The 18,393-nt window shown below is 46.5% G+C and carries 24 protein-coding genes; 13 read left to right on the top strand and 11 right to left on the bottom strand.

The genetic code is table 11. From position 1 onward, the window contains the following. Positions 1 to 153: 153 nt before the first annotated feature. From O3C58_11590 to O3C58_11580, 3 genes are all read right to left on the bottom strand, one after another. A complete protein-coding gene (locus tag O3C58_11590) occupies positions 154 to 753 on the bottom strand; it encodes a pentapeptide repeat-containing protein (protein ID MDA0692496.1) in 600 nt (199 codons plus the stop codon). 79 nt (positions 754 to 832) lie between these two features. After that, on the bottom strand, positions 833 to 1,396 hold the full coding sequence (locus O3C58_11585) for a pentapeptide repeat-containing protein (protein ID MDA0692495.1): 564 nt from the start codon (positions 1,394 to 1,396) through the stop codon (positions 833 to 835). 133 nt (positions 1,397 to 1,529) lie between these two features. Beyond that, on the bottom strand, positions 1,530 to 2,000 hold the full coding sequence (locus O3C58_11580; GenBank protein ID MDA0692494.1) for a pentapeptide repeat-containing protein: 471 nt from the start codon (positions 1,998 to 2,000) through the stop codon (positions 1,530 to 1,532). A gap of 246 nt (positions 2,001 to 2,246) precedes the next feature. Here O3C58_11580 and O3C58_11575 point away from each other — a divergent pair, with 246 nt between their 5' ends. Next, the gene (locus O3C58_11575) at positions 2,247 to 2,456 is read left to right on the top strand and encodes a hypothetical protein (protein MDA0692493.1); all 210 of its coding nucleotides are present in this window, start codon (positions 2,247 to 2,249) and stop codon (positions 2,454 to 2,456) included. Between the two features lie 54 nt (positions 2,457 to 2,510). Here O3C58_11575 and O3C58_11570 read toward each other — a convergent pair whose 3' ends face one another. After that, positions 2,511 to 2,891: a hypothetical protein gene (locus O3C58_11570; protein MDA0692492.1), complete on the bottom strand. Its 381-nt coding sequence runs from the start codon at positions 2,889 to 2,891 to the stop codon at positions 2,511 to 2,513. 351 nt (positions 2,892 to 3,242) lie between these two features. On the opposite strand from O3C58_11570, the gene O3C58_11565 reads away from it, so the two are divergent. Beyond that, positions 3,243 to 4,148, top strand: coding sequence for a diacylglycerol kinase family lipid kinase (locus tag O3C58_11565; protein MDA0692491.1), 906 nt, complete (start codon positions 3,243 to 3,245; stop codon positions 4,146 to 4,148). Between the two features lie 115 nt (positions 4,149 to 4,263). Here O3C58_11565 and O3C58_11560 read toward each other — a convergent pair whose 3' ends face one another. After that, complete coding sequence (locus tag O3C58_11560) at positions 4,264 to 4,485, bottom strand: hypothetical protein (GenBank protein ID MDA0692490.1); 222 nt, start codon at positions 4,483 to 4,485, stop codon at positions 4,264 to 4,266. 265 nt (positions 4,486 to 4,750) lie between these two features. Here O3C58_11560 and O3C58_11555 point away from each other — a divergent pair, with 265 nt between their 5' ends. Next, positions 4,751 to 5,533: a type III pantothenate kinase gene (locus tag O3C58_11555; GenBank protein ID MDA0692489.1), complete on the top strand. Its 783-nt coding sequence runs from the start codon at positions 4,751 to 4,753 to the stop codon at positions 5,531 to 5,533. 142 nt (positions 5,534 to 5,675) lie between these two features. Here O3C58_11555 and O3C58_11550 read toward each other — a convergent pair whose 3' ends face one another. Continuing rightward, positions 5,676 to 5,927 (bottom strand): hypothetical protein, encoded by a 252-nt coding sequence (locus tag O3C58_11550; GenBank protein ID MDA0692488.1) that lies wholly within the window; start codon positions 5,925 to 5,927, stop codon positions 5,676 to 5,678. A 127-nt stretch (positions 5,928 to 6,054) separates the two neighbouring features. Between O3C58_11550 and O3C58_11545 the strand changes: the two genes are divergently transcribed. Then, positions 6,055 to 6,990, top strand: coding sequence for a hypothetical protein (locus tag O3C58_11545; GenBank protein ID MDA0692487.1), 936 nt, complete (start codon positions 6,055 to 6,057; stop codon positions 6,988 to 6,990). Between the two features lie 15 nt (positions 6,991 to 7,005). Here the strand turns inward: O3C58_11545 and O3C58_11540 are convergent, their stop codons facing one another. Both O3C58_11540 and O3C58_11535 read right to left on the bottom strand, forming a co-directional pair. Then, complete coding sequence (locus tag O3C58_11540; protein MDA0692486.1) at positions 7,006 to 7,662, bottom strand: hypothetical protein; 657 nt, start codon at positions 7,660 to 7,662, stop codon at positions 7,006 to 7,008. 19 nt (positions 7,663 to 7,681) lie between these two features. Beyond that, positions 7,682 to 8,149, bottom strand: a complete 468-nt coding sequence (locus tag O3C58_11535; GenBank protein ID MDA0692485.1) for a hypothetical protein — start codon at positions 8,147 to 8,149, stop codon at positions 7,682 to 7,684. Positions 8,150 to 8,416: 267 nt separating this feature from the next. On the opposite strand from O3C58_11535, the gene O3C58_11530 reads away from it, so the two are divergent. The 5 genes from O3C58_11530 to O3C58_11510 all read left to right on the top strand — a co-directional run bounded on the left by O3C58_11530 (position 8,417) and on the right by O3C58_11510 (position 11,700). Beyond that, positions 8,417 to 8,938: a shikimate kinase gene (locus O3C58_11530; protein ID MDA0692484.1), complete on the top strand. Its 522-nt coding sequence runs from the start codon at positions 8,417 to 8,419 to the stop codon at positions 8,936 to 8,938. Positions 8,939 to 9,042: 104 nt separating this feature from the next. Continuing rightward, positions 9,043 to 9,849 (top strand): hypothetical protein, encoded by an 807-nt coding sequence (locus tag O3C58_11525; protein MDA0692483.1) that lies wholly within the window; start codon positions 9,043 to 9,045, stop codon positions 9,847 to 9,849. Between the two features lie 94 nt (positions 9,850 to 9,943). Then, positions 9,944 to 10,510, top strand: a complete 567-nt coding sequence (locus O3C58_11520; GenBank protein ID MDA0692482.1) for a DNA-3-methyladenine glycosylase 2 family protein — start codon at positions 9,944 to 9,946, stop codon at positions 10,508 to 10,510. A 27-nt stretch (positions 10,511 to 10,537) separates the two neighbouring features. Continuing rightward, positions 10,538 to 11,170 (top strand): class I SAM-dependent methyltransferase, encoded by a 633-nt coding sequence (locus O3C58_11515; protein ID MDA0692481.1) that lies wholly within the window; start codon positions 10,538 to 10,540, stop codon positions 11,168 to 11,170. 44 nt (positions 11,171 to 11,214) lie between these two features. After that, the gene (locus tag O3C58_11510) at positions 11,215 to 11,700 is read left to right on the top strand and encodes a DUF4254 domain-containing protein (GenBank protein ID MDA0692480.1); all 486 of its coding nucleotides are present in this window, start codon (positions 11,215 to 11,217) and stop codon (positions 11,698 to 11,700) included. On the opposite strand, the gene O3C58_11505 is transcribed toward O3C58_11510, so the two are convergent. Together O3C58_11505 and O3C58_11500 are read right to left on the bottom strand one after the other, a co-directional pair. Beyond that, positions 11,697 to 12,449, bottom strand: a complete 753-nt coding sequence (locus O3C58_11505; protein MDA0692479.1) for a hypothetical protein — start codon at positions 12,447 to 12,449, stop codon at positions 11,697 to 11,699. The two genes, O3C58_11510 and O3C58_11505, sit on opposite strands and share 4 nt — an antisense overlap. A gap of 69 nt (positions 12,450 to 12,518) precedes the next feature. Further along, on the bottom strand, positions 12,519 to 13,121 hold the full coding sequence (locus tag O3C58_11500; protein ID MDA0692478.1) for a class I SAM-dependent methyltransferase: 603 nt from the start codon (positions 13,119 to 13,121) through the stop codon (positions 12,519 to 12,521). A 276-nt stretch (positions 13,122 to 13,397) separates the two neighbouring features. Here O3C58_11500 and rplU point away from each other — a divergent pair, with 276 nt between their 5' ends. The 3 genes from rplU to obgE all read left to right on the top strand — a co-directional run bounded on the left by rplU (position 13,398) and on the right by obgE (position 15,138). After that, positions 13,398 to 13,712, top strand: a complete 315-nt coding sequence (gene rplU, locus O3C58_11495; protein ID MDA0692477.1) for a 50S ribosomal protein L21 — start codon at positions 13,398 to 13,400, stop codon at positions 13,710 to 13,712. 8 nt (positions 13,713 to 13,720) lie between these two features. Continuing rightward, the gene (gene rpmA, locus O3C58_11490; protein MDA0692476.1) at positions 13,721 to 13,978 is read left to right on the top strand and encodes a 50S ribosomal protein L27; all 258 of its coding nucleotides are present in this window, start codon (positions 13,721 to 13,723) and stop codon (positions 13,976 to 13,978) included. Positions 13,979 to 14,109: 131 nt separating this feature from the next. After that, positions 14,110 to 15,138, top strand: a complete 1,029-nt coding sequence (gene obgE, locus O3C58_11485; GenBank protein ID MDA0692475.1) for a GTPase ObgE — start codon at positions 14,110 to 14,112, stop codon at positions 15,136 to 15,138. 10 nt (positions 15,139 to 15,148) lie between these two features. On the opposite strand, the gene O3C58_11480 is transcribed toward obgE, so the two are convergent. After that, positions 15,149 to 17,242: a hypothetical protein gene (locus O3C58_11480; GenBank protein ID MDA0692474.1), complete on the bottom strand. Its 2,094-nt coding sequence runs from the start codon at positions 17,240 to 17,242 to the stop codon at positions 15,149 to 15,151. 247 nt (positions 17,243 to 17,489) lie between these two features. On the opposite strand from O3C58_11480, the gene O3C58_11475 reads away from it, so the two are divergent. Then, a complete protein-coding gene (locus O3C58_11475) occupies positions 17,490 to 18,161 on the top strand; it encodes a lytic transglycosylase domain-containing protein (GenBank protein ID MDA0692473.1) in 672 nt (223 codons plus the stop codon). The last annotated feature ends 232 nt before the right edge of the window (positions 18,162 to 18,393 follow it).

Here is an 18,393-nt window from a genome sequence, read left to right as displayed (position 1 = left end):
AATTCCGCCTTTCTAGCCTGTGCGCACAGCCTGGAAAGGCTGTGCCACTTAAAAGCAAAAACCTGTAAAGCTTAACTCGCTGGCGGATTTTTCTCTTTTTCAGCAACCTGTTAGTGGCTGAAAAATCGCAAATTATCAAATTTTATGGGGCAACTATTTTGTAGAGTGGGAAGGGCTGTCTGCGATTTCATAGGTGGATTCGCTGGTCCAGAGTATTGGAATGGAATCGGGAAATTGTGTTGTCTTGTTAAAAACGGCGGATTCGACTTCTTGCAGCGAAAGGTTGGTTGCAAATCGGAGGTTGGCTCCCGTGAGATTTGCTCCGCTAAGGATGGTGCCTGTAAAGTCAGCACCGCCCAAATTGGCTTCCATTAAATCGGCGCCGCTGAGGTTGGCATTTTTCAAATTGGCGCTCATTAGGTTGGCCCTAAGGAGGTCGGCTTTAAACAATTTTGCATCGCTGAGGTTGGCTCTCAGCAGGTTGGCGGCGATCAGGTTGGACTGAATGAGGCTGGCGTTGGTGAGGTTGGCGCCTATGAGGACCGCGCGAATGAGATTTGCCTCGCTCAAGTTGGCGCCGCTTAAATCAGCATCAATGAGATTAACGCCTTTTAACTTTGTTTTGCAGAGATTCTTTCCCCTCAAATCCGCCCGGATCAGATTCATTGAAGTGAGATCCCTGCCATGAAGATCCGCTTCTTTAAGATCGTCTGGAGAAAAAATTCTCTTGCGAAATACCCTTGTCAAGGACATACCTTATTTTTATTTTATTGGATATTATTCCTCGTCCTACGACTCGAAAAAGTCCCGAAGTTTATTGATCCTGCCGCTCTTACCCTTGTTGATACAATTTACTGTCGTGAAAATTAGCCTTTTTCTTTTTACTTTCCGTTTGTTTCGGTGAACTTAGCTTGCAATGAAAATTGGCACCGTATCGTCCCACATAGGTCCAGGTGACTTGTAAGTAATCGGGGAACTTGGTTTTTTTATCGATGATTGCCGATTCAATTTGTTGACAGGAAAGGTTGATGGAATCTTTAAGGTCGGCACCGGACAAGTTGGTTCCGTCCATTTTTGTTGAAGTCAGATCCGCATGGTTCAGTTTGGCGTAGCTTAGGTCAGCCTCTTTTAGATCCGCTTCACTGAGGTTGGCTTCACTGAGGTTGGCTTCACTGAGGTTGGCAAAATTCAGTTTTGCCTTGCTGAGATTGGCTCCACTGAGGTTGGCGTGATTGAGCCGGGCTTCAGTGAGATCGGCCCGACTGAGGTCCGCATTCGCTAGATTTCCTCGACGCAGGTCGGCCTGGACAAGATCCCCGCCGCTGAAATCAGCTCCCTGAAGATCTTTTTTGGATGTCTGCGCCCGTTCTTTATCCGTAACTTCTTGATCAGACATAATTCCTCATTGCTTATGGTATCGATCCATCCGATAAAATTAATTTCTAAATAATGTCCCTTGGGGTTGAGTCTACAACATACCCCTAAACGGGTAAATATTCCAGCAGGGAGTTGCCAGGTTTTTCGAAATTTCAGCAGTTGTCATTGCAATTGAAAGTGTCTTCATCGGTCCAGGCTAATTGAATGTATTCAGGAAACTGGGTGGATTTATCAATAACTGCCCACTCAATTTGCTCGCAGGTTAGATTTTTTACCTGTCGTAGGTCCGCTCCCCTCAAGTCGGTATCCTCTAATTCTGCTTCTTCCAGATCAGCTCCTTGCAGGTCGGCCTCATTGAGGAAAGCCTCTTTGAGGTTTGCGCCACCAAGATTGGCTCCTTTTAAGTTGGCCTCGCTGAGAACGGCCCGGGAAAGGTCGGAGTTTCCAAGGTCGGCATTTGCCAAATCCGCTTTAATGAAGTAGGCCCCACTGAGGTCTGCATCCCTTAGATTAGCGTCACTGAGCTTTGCCTGCATCAGTTTCGCATCGCTGAGATCTGCCCCCTTGAGGTTGTTTTTGGATTTTTCCACCTCTATTCGCTTTAATATCCAATCTGCAAGCATAGATATATTCCTGTATAAATAGGGGTTCTTTTTCTGCAACGGAAATAGAATACTAACAATTTTATTGATTTTTACCTATTAAAACCAATAAAGTTTTTAGGATGCCTTTAAAATTAATATTTTCAGGTTATTACAATCGGCACCCCTCTTTTTTTGGTTGGCTCTTCTCCATTCAGGATAAATTTTTAAAGGCACTCTGAAAAAACAATTTCCCACAAATACTCGCTAAAAAGCAGAGAACATAAAATGATCAAAGAATCCTTTTTTAAGGTCCGGGGGCGAATTAAAAACGATGATCCCAAAATGGATGAAGATTTCAATATTTTTATGAAAGCCATAGATGATAGATATGCTGTTATGAAAGTAAAAGAATATCTTCGAGCCAATGCCCCCTCTGTCGATGGGAAAATGATTGGCAGGGTCATTATTGAGGGTATCTCCTCAATAAAGATTTAAAGGTACTTAAAGGTTTGTATCAATGATGAAAGTTGGTACGGAGGAGGGTATTTTTCAGATGACCTTTTTGTAAGGAGAAATGAGTGGGAGAGAGAGTGACTCGTCATCTGGTGGCTCGGGCGTGCGCGGCTGCTTTTTTTGTTGACTAACCGGCTTTTCGGGAGATGAAACTTTTTCATTATGGATATTTTTGTCGACAATATATTGCATCCATCGGTTCATCTCATCAAGGCATTGGCTCTGGGTTTGCAAATGATGGTTTTGCCTTTTGAGTTCCTGATAGCACCGCAGGATATTTTTTTGACAAGAGTATAAAAGAATCGGAAGCAGAATAACTATAATGACAAAAGAGATAACTTGCACGGCGGTATCCAGAAATGTAAAGGCGGAGCCAAAATTGTTGAGAAAAAAATTTTGCTGGGAATTCAAATCCATGTGAATTTCTCATCGCCCTAAAAGGGAAAAGAAGGTTGAAATTACCTGGCAGACCTTGTGTATGAATGAGGAATTGAGAACAATTTATCGTCAAATTACTTTTCTGTCAATTTCTTTACCCTCATATTTTAAAATGCCGCTTGAGGCCAAGAAGCCTTCGTGAAATAATTGATAGTTTTGTCGCCCAAATTTTATCCCCCCCCCTGAGAGCTTTTGTGGGCTTGCTGAAGGGGAGATGAGACCGGTAGCTGGATGAGAAATATCCCTTGTCTGAAATTATCCTTTTCAAACGGTTCCCCGGGATGGCAATGAGTGAGGAGGTGTTTTATTCCTAAAGCTGAACAAAAAGAGGTGCCGCGAAAGCGGGCGCTGATTGTATACAATCCCATTGCAGGGGCTCGATCATCCATGCTGGAGCAAACTTTGCAGAGGCTGACAGTGCATGGTTTGCAATTCGACCTCCACGAAACCCGGGGGCCTGGCGATGCCGAAAAAGCTGTGCGCGGGAAAGGGCTTGAAAATTCCTATGATGCGGTGGTGGCGGCGGGCGGAGATGGCACAATCAATGAAGTGGTGAACGGTTTGCTGGGGACGAACCTGCCGTTGGGCATCATCCCATTGGGAACGGTCAACGTCCTGGCTCTGGAACTGGGGCTTTTAAAAGACCCTGAGCAGGTGGCGCGGACTATTATTTTTGGTCCCGCACGATCGGTGAATGTGGGCATCGCCAATGGCCGGGCTTTCCTTTTAATGGTGGGTGCCGGGTTTGATGGGCGGGTGGTCGCCGGAGTTTCTTCAAAACTGAAAAAGTTCCTCGGGCAGATGGCCTATGTGGTTAGTGGGCTGAAGGAAATTTTATTAAATTGCCCAGCCGAACTGGTCGTCGATGTGGATGGGGCTCAGTACCCGGCGTCCTGGGCGGTGGTTTCGAATAGTTCTTTTTATGGCGGAAAATTTTTACTGGCTTCTGAAACCGATCTGGAATCTCCGGGCTTTGAAGTTTCACTGGTATCCGGTAAAACTCGATGGGCTCTTATCTGCGGCTTGGTGGAGATGGGGCTGAATCGAAAAACTAAATCCGCCTGGAAACAGGTAGCCCCGGTGAACAACGTCAGCATAACAGCTTCAAAAGAGGAACCCACGCAGATGGACGGTGATCATTTTGAGACTTTGCCGCTGACCATCACATCTGCGCCACAATCCCTTGAGCTCATCATGCCCTGTTCCGCGCAAGTCGGCCCTGAAGGTGAGAAATAAAGATTAGAGAATACGGTGGGAAGAGTGAATCCTCGGATGAGGAGGTGTGGCTCAAATCTCCCATGTAAAATGGATGATCCTTCTTTACGTTAATTCATCATTCATGAGGATCGCGTCAACCCGCTTTGATACGGTAAAAATAGTCTCCCAGCTTAAATGCGCCCCCGTTTCGCACCACTCCAAAAAATCGTTTGATTTTTTCCTCAGGCAGATTGGCCAGCACTTGGCCGAGAATTTCTTCATGGCTGATTTCTTCCCAAAAGGAATCATCTGCGGACCTTTCGACAGAAAATTCTGATATTTCTTCCATTTCAATATGAAATTGATCTTCCACCATGAGTCACCTTGTCAAAAAAGTTGTAGTTCATGCGCCCTGGAAATAATACATTTTGCGAACAGATCATCATATTTCATGGGCAGACAAGATTCCAGCTTATTAATTGAAGATTGATTAATAGAACGGTGTCTTCCGATATTCGTAAAGGCATATGATTTCCACGTTGCGAACCACTCAGGGGTCTGATAGTTTGGTCGCAATCCACCCTGAAGAATAATGGCTGTGGCTGGCTGCAGGATAACTGTATTGAATTAATGGAGTTCCTATGGTTCTGGTGATTGATGTTGGCAATTCCCATAACGTGATTGGGTTGTTTTCGAAGACAAAATTACTGACCCATTGGCGGATTCGCACGGAGTGGAACCGGACCGCCGACGAATACTGGGTGTTGATTAAAGAATTTATCGTGCTGAACAAGGTAGAGGCGGAAACCATCGACGATATTGTTATCGCCTGTGTGGTTCCCCGGCTTGCGCCCATTCTCAAGGAGATGGCCCGCAAGTATTTTTCCTGCGAACCGCTTTTTGTAGGTCCGGGAGTAAAAACGGGAATATCCATCCTGTATAGAAACCCCACAGAAGTTGGGGCGGACCGGATTGTCAACGCGGTAGCGGCTTTTGAGAAATACGGAGGCCCCATCATCATCATTGATTTCGGCACCGCCACAACCTTTGACGCCGTTTCCAAGAAGGGTGAATACCTGGGTGGAGTCATTTTTCCCGGTGTGCAGATCGCAATGGATGCCTTGTTTAATAACGCCGCCAAACTTCCAAGAGTGGAACTGGTGGTGCCGGAACGGGTGATTGGACGATCCACCATGGAAAGTATTCAGTCGGGAGCTGTGCACGGGTTTGCCGGGATGATCGATGCAATCGTTGCAAAAATTCGAGGAGAACTGGGGGCAAAGGCCAAGGTGATCGGGACCGGGGGGATTGTGGATTGGATCGCCTCACAAACGGATACGATTGATGTCATTGATCCCTTCCTCACCCTGGAAGGATTAAGAATTATTTATGAAAAAAACAGGGAGACCGGGACGGAGGTCTGATAATTTGTCAGCACTGGGTCCGATTAAGCCGAAACAGGCAATAGGACTCGCCGACTCCCGTTAAAGGGAGCCGGTCGGAATCAAATCACCGGGAACGTCGATTAGAGCTACCCGTGCCTGAATGAATTTAAGAAAAACGGGATCACTTCTTCACGATATTGGGTTGTACATTTTTTATGAACAGACGAACCATTTGATGGCCGTCGTCAATATCGGATATTTTATAACCCTTGGATTTTGCCCAGGTTTTAAATGCATCCGTAAAATTTTTTTTGCGGTCCGAAATAATTTCCAAAGCTCCGTTCTTTTTTATTCCAGAAAAAGCCTTGGATGCTTCCTGAAAGGCATTAAAAAAGGAGAGACCGCGTATATCCAGAGTTTTGAACATGACCATAGCAAAGTATCCTCCTGTGTAATCGATTGTTTAAAATGTGGATATTTTAAAAAAATAATATTAAAAGCCGGTTAATCAGTGATTAAATTCTTTTAATAAAATTTCATCTTAATATCAGGAGTTGTGAATGGGTATTATTCGAGGCGGAGATGCTGAGTATCATGAAGATGAGCCGACCCTGGAAGAGAAAACCGTCAAGCTTGAAGCGGTGATCGGGGCCTGCCTGCAAAATGAGTCTTCAGTATTGAAACTATCAGGGAAGTACCTGGGCGCTGATGAAGCGGCTATTATCTCCCGGTCAGACCAGGTGAAAGCAGTCAAAATTCTGGACTTGTCCGATAACCAGATCAACGATGCCGGGTTAAAATCTCTGTTGGAATCGGAAAACCTGGCGGCAGTCGAAGAGTTGCACCTGGGGGTTAATTTCATCACCGACCAGGGAATTCTGGACGCGGCGGCCTCGTCGTCCCTGGCTTTGAAAAACCTGAAAAGTTTGATTCTTTCCGATAATAAATTGACCGATGCTTCCGTTGCAGAAATGGTCAAATCTCCAAATTTTGATGGATTGGAATCTCTGGATGTGGGGTGGAATGAAATTGGCAACGGAACCGTCAAGGCGCTTGGGGAAACGGAGCATATGACCAGCCTCAAAAAACTGGAGTTGGAACGGGGCTACATTGACGGCGACGGAGTTCAGGAGTTGCTAAAGGGGAGAGTCATAGAGCAGTTGGAAGAACTCAATCTGTCGGCCAATAAGTTGAAGGACGATTCCATCAAGGAGCTTGCGACCACTCCCAAACTGGCTTCCTTGCGCATTTTCAGGCTTTCACAAAATCTGATTGGCGACGAGGGGGCGAAGGCCCTTGGGGAATCGACCACTCTGACTGGCCTGACGCATCTTTACATGGGGCGTAACTATTTTGGTCCCGACGGCGCTAAAGCCATTTCCGAAACTAAAACTCTGATAAATTTAAAAGTCCTGATGCTGCAGGAAGGGGTGGAAACCACGCCTGATCTGGTCAACTATTCCCGCCCGGAATTACTCCGTCCGGAAGATCCATAATATAAGGCTTCGCGGTTAAAAAACTTTTAACGTTTTTAGCTGCGTGAGTTTTGAGGATTCTTTCAACGCTTGTTTTGCTTCTTCGGATTTTATCCGGTTGCCTCCCAGGTGGAGATAAGTCAGTTGGGTCAGGGAGTCCGAATTGGCGAGGGCCAGTGCGCCTTCGTCGCCGATGCGGTTGTCCACAAGGTTGAGCGACGTCAGCTTGGTGAATACGGGAGATGCGGCCAGCGCCTTGGCTCCTTCGGCGGTGATGCCGTTGCATTCCAGGTTGAGAGTTTTTACCTCTGAAAAAATTTCCGCCTGGGTGATATATTTGACCCCCTCATCACCCAAATGATTGGACCCCAAATGCAGATAAGTTACTTTGGGCAGGATGGACGACTCGGACAGAATTCTGGCGCCTTCGGGACCGAGATGGTTATGCGTTAAAATCAGGGTCGCGATATTTTTTGCCGGCTCAAAACCTGCGATAAGGGTCGCCAGCTCTTTCCCGTGATCGGCGGTCACCTGTCCCTTTTTGGAAAAAGCATAACTGTCCTGAATTTTCAGAACGGTTTGATCCTTAATGGATTCAAAAATGATTTTTTCCTGTGGCGAGAGGTTCTCACCTGAATCGCCGTAATTTTCCCCGTCATTAACCAGGGCTTCCCAGTTGGTTGGTTTTGTCATTTTGCCTTTAGCGGAAGAATCAATCTTTTAGTCTTTTATTATTTGCACAGGCAATCTGGTTTCCCAAATCACAGGCTTTCCCCCAATACTTCAAGGCGGCCTTTTGCCGACCTTCCTTGTATTTTAATTGACCCAGATTGAAGCAGGCTTTGTCGGAGTTCACATCACACCCCTTTGTGAACAGTGTTGCCGCTTGTTTCCATTCCGGGCTGTATTGCTTCCCGGTCATTTGAATCAAAATTCCGGCATGAGTGCATCCCGTAATGTAGCCGTGGTCACAAGCCTTCAAGTGATATACAGTGGCGGATTTATTATCGATTTCCACGACTCGATATCTTTCGCCAATTTTGAAACAGGAAGTGCCGTTGCCCTTCTCACACAGCGCTTTTTGCTTGGCAACATCAGGATCGTCTTCAGCTCGGACTTCGTTCAAACTGAAAAAAATCATTCCCACCATCAACAGGGTAGCAGCAATTAGGTTTTTCACATCAGGAACCTTTCCAGAAAGGGTTGATCATGAAAGGATTTAAAGCCATCTCCATAAGGGTCTTCAGATTGTAGCATGACTTTCATGCCGGGCTTTATTTAAAAAATCAGGGCTTCCGGGGGATCCATGTTTTGTTTGCATCCCTTACCATAATATTCTAACCTGCTGAGAAAAAGGGTTTAGTTTATTTCGACTTAAAGGGATTCCGAGGCCATTAAGGGATATTTTTAAGTGCTGAGTTTTGTAGTTTGGCAAAAATGGGTTGCTATGAATATTGTGCTACTGGGGTATCGAGGAACGGGGAAATCCGTCATTTCCAAAATCCTGGCCCAAAAACTGAGTAGAAAGCTCATTCGGATTGATGAATTGATTGCCCAGTCTGCGGGAATGTCCATCCCAAAAATCGTAGAACAAGAGGGCTGGCCCAAATTTAGGGAGATCGAATCCCGCCTTGTTCATGAAATTGCAAACGAAGAACGGGACAGCGTGATTGATTGCGGCGGCGGCGTGGTTCTCGACGATCAAAATATGATTTGCCTGAAAGAGCATGGGAAAGCCGTGCTCTTAAAAGCTGATATAAAAGTTATATTGAGGCGCATTAAAAACGATTCCAATCGCCCTCCACTTAAGGAAGGTGTTTCTTTTGAAGAAGAGCAAAAAATGATCCTGGCGGAACGGGAACCTAAGTACCTCGCCGCCGCCGATATGATTTGTGACACGACGCGGCAAAAACCTGTGGAAACGGTTTTGCAGATCATAAAATTTTTCCAAAAAAGAAACTGGATTTAAGGGCGCTTCGATAAATTCAACGTGGGCTGTGAGCCCGCCTTCTGTTTTAAAGGGTTGGCGATTGTAAAAGGCAAAAGTATCAATTTTTTTGAGATCTTATTAAAATGTTAAGCCCGTTATTTGAAAGCCTGATTTACAACAACATGAGCCTGATAGCCGATGAGCCGGGAGATGACACGGCGATGGTGCTCATGGAGGCCGACATTCATTCCGACGCGGAAGAAAGCGAAGAGCCTAAATTCAAACTCGACCTGAACGATAAAGATCTTATCCTTGAGGAGTTGGGAGACCTTTTAGGCTATTCCCGGATAGGAAAAGTCAAGGTCCTGCAACTGGACAAGAATGGTTTGGGAGATCAAGGAGTGGAAGCCCTCGCCCAGGCCGCATGTTTGTTCAAGCTGGCGTCCCTGTCGTTGGGATACAATAAAATCACCGATCGGGGAGCCATCGCCCTTGCCGGATCGCCCCATTTGAAGCGTCTTCGAACCCTTTATCTGCAGGGCAATCCCATAGGGGCTGCGGGACTCAAGGCTTTGGCCAATTCTCAGGCTCTGGCCGGAGTCGAAATTCTTTATCTCAAGGGCAATCCTCTGGGGCCGGAAGGGGGCCGGGCTTTGGGGCAGGCCTCTTCCATGAAAAACCTTAAAGAGCTTTACCTGGCGAAAACCAGGCTGGGAATCGAAGGTCTTGAGGCTCTTTGTGCTGGCGATGCATTATCCAACGTTGCCCTGCTGTCTCTTGCCTATAACGGGCTGGATGACCGGGCGGCGGATATCCTTGCTGGATGCAAAGCCTTGTCCAATTTGAAAACCCTGGACGTGTATGGCAGTCACTTGAGTCAGGAGGCCATCGCCAAGATCAAAACCTCACCCCATCTTCCAAATCTTCATGCCTTGCAGGTGGATTGGTGATAAGCAGCTCCATGGAGAGAAGAGCATAGTGTTGAAAGGAAATATTCCCAGCCTAAGAGAGATACTGGATCATTTTGACCGGAAGGACCCCGTTATGGCAGAACTCATCCGGGAGATCGGACCCTTTCAGTTAAAGAAAAACCGCAAATACTTTCAGGTCCTTTGCAAGGCGATTATTTCCCAGCAAATATCCACCAAGGCGGCACATTCGATCACGGTACGTTTTTATGGTTTGTTTGATGGACAATCTCCGACCCCTCAAAGCGTATTTGCAATGCCGGAGCCCAATCTGCGCAGTGTCGGCTTGTCCCGGCAAAAGGCGGCGTATCTAAAAGATTTGAGCAGGCATTTCGTTGAGAAATCCATCCGCCCGCATCGACTGCCTCATCTCAGCAACGAGGACGTTATTCTCAGTTTGACCGGTGTTCATGGCATTGGCCGCTGGACGGCAGAAATGTTTCTGATATTTTCCCTCAACCGCATGGATGTGTTACCGGTTGCGGATTTAGGACTGCAAAACGCCGTAAAAATTCTGTATGGTATGAAAAGCCAACCGACCCTTAAAAAAATCCGTTCCCTCGGCAAGAAATGGAATCCCCTGGAAACGGTCGCAACCTGGTATGCCTGGAGAAAACTGGATGAAAATATTGTTGCCTATTAAACCGGGCTTTAGGATGAGGGGAGCTTGATGGATTTCATTGATGAAAAAATAGAAAATTATGCCTACGAGCATACGCAGGATGAAGGGGAATTATTGGCGCAATTGGAGAAGGAAACCTACGAAACGCTGGAAATTCCGCATATGACCACGGGTCGTATTGAGGGTCAATTTTTAAAAATGCTGGTCCATCTTCTCAAAGCCAAACGGGTTCTGGAGATTGGCACCTTTGGCGGCTACGCTTCCCTCTCTATGGCGGCGGCGCTCCCGGAAGACGGACACCTTTTCACTTGTGATATCGACCCTCCGGCGATCGCGTTTGCGAAACGGTTTTTTTCCCAAAGCGAGCATGGAAAAAAAATCACCCTGCTGGAAGGTCCGGCTCTGGAGTCGTTAAAGACCCTTTCCGGTTCCTTCGACCTGGCTTTTATCGACGCCGATAAAGAAAACTATTGGAACTATTACGAGGCGATCTTTCCCATGATCGTGCCGGGCGGATTGATCGTGGTCGATAATGTTTTGTGGAGCGGCAGGGTGTTGAGTCCAGTGGACGCAAGCGATAAGGCTATCCATCAGTTTAATGACCGGGTCAGACAGGATGCCCGCGTCGAAGCGGTTATGTTGACCGTCCGCGACGGAATTTATTGCCTCAGGAAACGTTGAAGAAAACAGGAAGCTAGCTTTAATCATGGGAGACACAATATAAAATGGCGGAAACACTGGGAAGTCTGGTCGATAAACTTTCGATAAAAAACCTGCGCCTTTGGCATCTCGACGAAGCTCTGGAGGCAATGAGCGATTCTGATTCTAAAAAGGACGAATTGCAAACCAAACGCGAATTGGTTTTGAAGCAAAGCCAGGAACTCATGGGTGAGATCAATGCCTTCTTCGCCGACGCCCTGGAAGGCAAAGTAAAAATTCGCGATGAAAAGGTGAAACTTTACACCAATAAAAATGTCAAACCGAGCGATAGCATCAAAGAGCTGGGCCTAGCGGTCAGCGAGTTGGCGATGAGAAACATACGTTGCTGGCATCTGGAAGACGAGGTGCGCCGCGAAGATCTTCTAGACGCTGAGATTGTTCAATTGAAACGGAGAATCGATGCGACCAATCAGGAAAGAAACGACTTGATGGATAAAGTCGATCAGATTCTAGCGAACGAGGCACAGCAAAGAAAAGAAGTCTCCTCCTAAAGGAAACTATCGAGAAGTTCCTTTCTCTTTTTTTCATACTCCTCTTCATCAATCAGGTCCTTACTCCGCAAATCTTTCAAGAACTTTAGTTTTTTCTCCAGTTCCTGGTCATTATTCCCTGGGGGGGTGCTTGGCACGGGCTGAGGGGAAGGGGAGGGTTGTGATGGTTGGCTTTGGGTCTTTTTGCCCTTCAACAGTCTTCGGGATTTCTCGGGCAGTGTCATATCAGCAACGATCCAGTTTCCCAAGGTGCTCGATCCCAGAATTCTATTGGTTGTTTTTTGTATTTGTCCCTTCACCGGAACAAGCCGCCACACGGAGGCTGTACTTCTGGCAAGGGAATTGCTGGAAAAAGCGGCCCCCTTGATGGTATCAAAACGAAAATTGATTTTGCCTTCGGCTGCAAAAATTTCTCCTCGGGTGGTGCCCCGAGAGGTGTCCAACTCGAAAACAAGGATATTTTGGGGCGTCAAGTGATTGACCGCCTTGGTCAAATCTTTGCTGATTTTGCTCACATCCTGAAGGGAAATGACGTACTTATTTTTTCCCAGGAGAAAAAGTTCTTCATATTGAAGGGAGTAAAGATGGTTTTGAAATTCTTCTTCCGAAATTTTTATCGGATGATTCAGGTGCATCTTTTCGATTGTAGCGTCTGCCTGGTGTTTTGGGCGGTAAATCAGGGTGAGACCTTCTCTCTCCAGTTTTTTTTCTTTGGTCGTGCCGCATCCAAGGAATAAGCTGAGAGCCATAAGAAAAGTTAGAAACGCCCAAAATGGCCGCATATTTTTTATGTAGAGATGTTGAATCATATTTAGTTATCAGTCCATTTTACAGGCGATGAGGGACGCGAATCCTTTTTCATCCCGGTCCACTTCGCGATACCCGAGGACGCGAAACGTTTGAAACTCTCTAAGTAATTCATTGTATTCCAAAACCCATTCTCTTTTTAAGCCAGTGTATTTCAAATGATCCAGTGTGAATGTTTCATAGATCAGCAGACCTCCCGGTTTGAGAGTTTTGCGGATACCTGGAAACAGGTTGCGGTCCAGAAAGTAAAAGCACATGACCAGATCAAATGCATTTTCCTCGAACTCGAAGCCGTCAAGATCCGTGACCAGGGTGTCGATGGGGAGATTTTTTTCGTGGGCCAGGTCCTGGGCATTTTGAAGCCCCTTCTCCGAAATATCGAGCCCCAGCACCTCGTATCCCAGAGAGGCGGCATAAACCGCGTTCCGGCCTTCTCCAGAAGCAATATCCAGCGCCTTGCCTTTCCCAGGCAACAGCCCGGAATTCTCTCTCAGCCACTGGCAGGGCTCCCGGCCCGAAGTATATTCGGTTGCCTGATATTTGCGATTCCATTTTTCTTTATCTTTAAGGGACATAAATACCGCTAAATACACAACCAGGTTGATGGAGGGCATTCTTTTTATATCACTTTGAATAATAAAATCAAGTATCTATGAAATATGGTTGTGAAAGTCTACGAGGGAGAAGGTGGCTGGGGGCAGGAATCAAGCAAGGGGCGGTGGGGAAGAAAACCTTCTTTAGGATGATTGTGGATGATTCTCTTGACAAGGCCACTGAAATTAACTAACATACCTAACTTTGCACCCGATGATCCCCCCCCTCCTCTATATTGCGGCCTGTTTAGGTCAAATTATTGGTGAAAATTTCATTAGAATTTGGGAGTTTAAAAAATGTTTGCAGTGGTTTCGACAGGCGGAAAACAGTATAAAGTTGCGAAAGGTGATGTCATTCAGGTTGAAAAGCTTGAGCATCTACTGGGCGAGACGGTGACCCTGGATCAGGTATTAATGATCGGTGAAGGGGATGACGTGCAGACAGGTTCTCCACTGTTGACGGGTTGTTCCGTCATCTGTGAAGTGGATGAACAATTGAAGGGTAAGAAAATCATCGTCTTCAAGAAAAAGCGAAGAAAAGGTTACCGCAATAAAAACGGTCACCGACAGTTGTATACCAGACTTAAAATTATCGATATTGCTAAAAATTAGGAAAAACGATGGCACATAAAAAAGGGCAAGGAAGTACGACCAATGGTCGGGATAGTATTGGCAAACGGCTGGGAGTTAAAAGATACGGCGGGCAAGTGGTGAAAGCAGGAGAAATTCTGGTTCGCCAGCGGGGGACAACTTTTCACCCCGGCACGAATGTCGGAGTGGGCAGTGATTATACCCTGTTCTCCAAAGTTCCCGGAGTGGTTCAGTTTGAATATCTGAATCGTAAAAAGAAGAAAATCAGCGTTCATACCGCCAGCTGAAATTTTTATTTTCCGCGCTGATTTAAGGACCAGGCCTTTGCGAATAAGTTAAGGCCTGTTTTTTTGCCCGCATATTATGCCCGCGACCCTTTAAGACCTCTTTGAGAGAGGTCCTTCCTGGCAGATTCCTCATGTTTGTTGATCAAGTAACTATCTCCGTTCAAGCCGGAAACGGCGGGGACGGATGCAGCAGTTTCCGGCGAGAGAAGTTTATTCCCCTTGGCGGTCCCGACGGCGGAGATGGGGGCAAAGGCGCCGACATTGTTCTGGAAGCAGACCCCAACCTTTCCACACTCATTGATCTGCGCTATCAGCGGTTATATCAAGCTGAAAACGGCCGTGCTGGGCGAGGCAAGCAAATGACGGGACGAAGTGGAAAGGATTTGGTCCTAAGGGTTCCTGTTGGCACTCTGGTGAAAGACCTGGAGACCGGGAACCTGCTGGTTGATCTTAAAGAGCCGTGGCAACAGTTTACCGTTGTATCGGGAGGGAAGGGTGGACATGGCAACACCCGGTTTAAATCCTCGATCAACCGGGCGCCTCGAACTTTCACGACGGGAGAGCCAGGAGCGCAAAGGAAACTTTTCCTGGAACTTAAACTTCTAGCCGATGTCGCAATTATTGGATTCCCAAATGCCGGGAAATCCACATTGATTTCACGAATTTCAAAGGCCCGGCCCAAAATAGCCAATTACCCATTCACCACTCTGGTTCCTCAACTGGGTGTGGTACGGATCGACGATTCCCGCTCCTTTGTGGCGGCGGATATTCCTGGTCTGATTGAAGGCGCCCATACGGGCAAGGGGCTGGGTATACGTTTTCTGAAACATATTGAACGCTCTCACCTGTTGCTGCACCTTATCGATTTTTCCGAAATCCATTCCCGAGACCCGGTTGCAGATTACCATGCCATTCAAAAGGAGTTGAAAAGCTTCAGTCCAGACCTTTATCTCAAACCCCAGATTCTTGTGGCCACCAAGGTGGATCATCCTGACGCGCAAGAAAGGTTTGAGCTTTACAGGGATCGAATGCGTGAACTCAACCCGGAATTTTTTGCCATTTCGTCCGTCACGGGGCAAGGCCTTCCGCCACTGCTGAAAAGGGTTAATGACATGCTGATGCAGTTTAAGCTGGAAGCTCACGCATCGAAGGAGGATTGACGGCGAGGATTTACTGAATAGTGAATTCCTTGAAGTTGATTTTTTTGACTCGGCCCCCTCCGGTCAGAGTTTTGTTGAAATTGGTTTGCAGGTTTTTCTTTAATTTTTCCTGTACGTAAAGGATGTCGTTGAAGAATTCTTTTTCCAAAAGCTGTTCTATAGTGGTGAGGGTGATTTTCTCAAACACAGGCAACGCCTCCCGAACGACTTGAGCGCTTTCCTCATCTGACATCTCCACCTCCAGACTGAAACTCAGGACCCTAATGTCGTTCACGTTATAAGCCACGGGCAGGATTGCGGTCAACTCTACGGCGTGATTGCTTGGAGCAAAGCTGGCTACAAGACCTTCAGAAACATCCGAACTCATTGCCACATCAAGAGGATTATTGGTCTTCGCCAATGCCTGGGTGATGTCTGGAGCCTTTTCCGGGTTCGCCGGGGATGCAGGCTCTGAAGCCAATGCAGGTACCTGCTGGTCGGTTGCGGATGTTGCGTTTCCAGAGTCATTTTGTTGGCCAGTGGGTGTTTCCTCAACCTGTTTAGATTTTAAGCCATCAGGGATCTCAGATTCGGTTTTCCCCATTTGTGTCAGTTCAGGAGGGGCAAGGGTTTGCAAGGTAAAATAAATGCCCCCTCCTGTCAGTAAAACTGCCAGGACGCCGCTCCCTAAAACCAATTTCCCCGTCAGTGTAGAAGGCAGACTGAAGATGCCCGACTTTTTCTTTGGAGGTGGAGAAAAGTCTTCCTCGTCGTCATCGTATTCTGCATACGGGTCTTCTTCCTCAGCATCTACCTCCTCTTTATCATCATCCGCATCATCGTACTCTAGCTCAGGAATAGCGTTTTTCTCATTGGGCTCTTCATCAAGGGCAGTTTCGGCTTGCGGCTCCTGAGCGGTTTCTTCTTTTACGTCGGTTGCCGGTGCTTCGGTTGCCTCCTGATCGGCGAAGGCTTCAGCCCACAAGTCGTCATCGCTTTTCTCTTCTTCCGGCTCCTGAGCGGTTTCTTCTTTTGCGTCGGTTGCCGGTGCTTCGGTTGCCTCCTGATCGGCGAAGGCTTCAGCCCACAAGTCGTCATCGCTTTTCTCTTCTTCCGGCTCCTGAGCGGTTTCTTCTTTTGCGTCGGTTGCCGGTGCTTCGGTCGCCTCCTGATCGGCGAATGCCTCGGCCAGCGACGGGGAATCTTTTTCCTCCGATATTTGTTCGATGTCGGCTTCCGCTTGCGCTTCGACATCGTTTTCTTCATCATCGGAATCTATAACAGCAGGTTCAGAAGTTTCAGGTACGCTGGCATCGGATGCGATCTCCAAATCTTCTTCCGGGTCGATCTGGTTTGAATTTTTTTCCTCAGCAGGAATGTCTTCCAAAAGATCTTCCTGATTTGTTACCTTCGCGGAATAAATTGCCGGGATAGCAACATCTGATCCTTCTGTTTCCGTTTCAGATGCCTCATCCTTTTCTTCGAATAATAAATCGGGATCTGTTAATACGGTTTCATTTTTATCGATACCTTCTACGGCATCTCCCGATTCAGTGGAGTCCATGTCGTTAATAATGTCATCGAAGAGGGCATCCAAATCATCTTCGGAAAGGTCAGTCTGAACAGAGACAGTGGAAGCTTTGGGATTTTCCTGAGGGTCTTCAGTTTTGATCTCTTCAGTGATAATAGAATCAAACAGGTCATCCAGTTCCTCTTCGGAAGGCATTTCAAAGTTTGTAGAATCTACTTCAATCTGCTCTGCAGGTTTGGCAATAGCTTGATGGGTTGGCTCTTCCAATTCTTCTTCCAGAAGTTTATCCAGATAGTCATCGAGGGTTTTTTCATCTTCGGAAGAATTATCTTCATGGTCAGAATAAAGTTCAGAAAAATCTTCCTGTAACCCAAAAAGAAAATCATCATCAGGGTCTGTATCCGATGCGGAATCTATGTGAGCCAGGGGCGGACCCGACATGGTTTTGTGGGTGTGGCGGGTTTGCGTCGAGGACCCCTTCCTGACAAGAAATTTGCTATTGCAAACAGCACATTTTGCCGATACATCCTTTACTGGAGATTCAGGAATGTCTATTTCGTAGGCGGCTTGGCATTCGGGGCAAACAATTTTCATAACGACTTGTTTTTCCTTAGCTTAGGGAAGTCTTCCATTATAGGTCATTTTTTTTTAATATATCAACCTATTCCTGTCTAAATATGTTTATCTAATTTAAGCTAATCCCTTGTTTTCCAATTTGATAGTTGATTGACAAGCAAGGGGCTCTGAACTATAATCGGCGTTCTTAAATTTCGGCCAAAACGGATAGGGGTTTTATGATGTTATGGTATTATATAAAATGACTTATTTTCGAAATTTTAAGATGAAATTTTCCAAGACCTGCACCGCCATTTTCGCTGGAGTCCTCGCCATATTCTGTGCAGGATTTTTTATGGAAAATGCCACCCACCCTGTTCCGGGATTGTCCCCGTATTATATTGCAGCCGGCCAATGGGAAGAACGGGTTTTTCTGCAAAACCAGAATTCTTCAGCATCTGATGAATTTCTATCAGGTGATGAGGTGCGGGATCAGATTGTCAAGGTTCTTGCCAATTACAAAACGGGGCTGGGGCGAGGGTTCAGAGATACAATTCCTGCGGTGATAATTCATGAGAGCAAAAAGTATGGTTATGATCCGTTGTTTTTAACGGCCGTCATCATCACTGAAAGTTCCTTTAATAATTGGGCTAGGTCCCGGCAGGGGGCCTTGGGATTGATGCAGATTCTGCCTAAAACAGCGATTGCGATGGCCAGAGAAACCAGTAGAGAATGGAACGGCAATCCCACCTTGTATGACCCCGGAGCCAATATCGCATTGGGCGCGTATTATCTGGACAAACTGGTGAAACGGTTTGGCGATCTTCATTTGGCTCTGGAAGCGTATAATCACGGCCCTACCAAATTAGCCCGATACTTGAGAAAAGGCTACCGGCCTGAAGGCTATTCTCGAAAAGTGATCCACCGATACGAAATGATCCGGGCTCAGTCGATATAACAGAAAGGCGAGGCGTTTTTTGATGATGAAAAATGCTCGATATAAGATATTACCCGGCGCAATAGATAGGCGCTAACCAAAGCCTTCGATGTTTTTGTGGATTTTCCATTTTGGCAAAATTCGTTAACTTTCCAGTTCCTCCTTTTTTTTAATCATCCATTGGTTTGTAATGCCGTTAAAAGTTAAAAAAAAATATTTCCCGCCACAATGTCGAGATGCTTGCACACGCCCA

It is taken from the genome of Nitrospinota bacterium (assembly GCA_027619975.1).
GTDB lineage: Bacteria > Nitrospinota > Nitrospinia > Nitrospinales > VA-1 > JADFGI01.
Note: the sequence above shows the minus strand (reverse complement) of the source record. Positions and strands in the feature narration are given on the sequence as shown.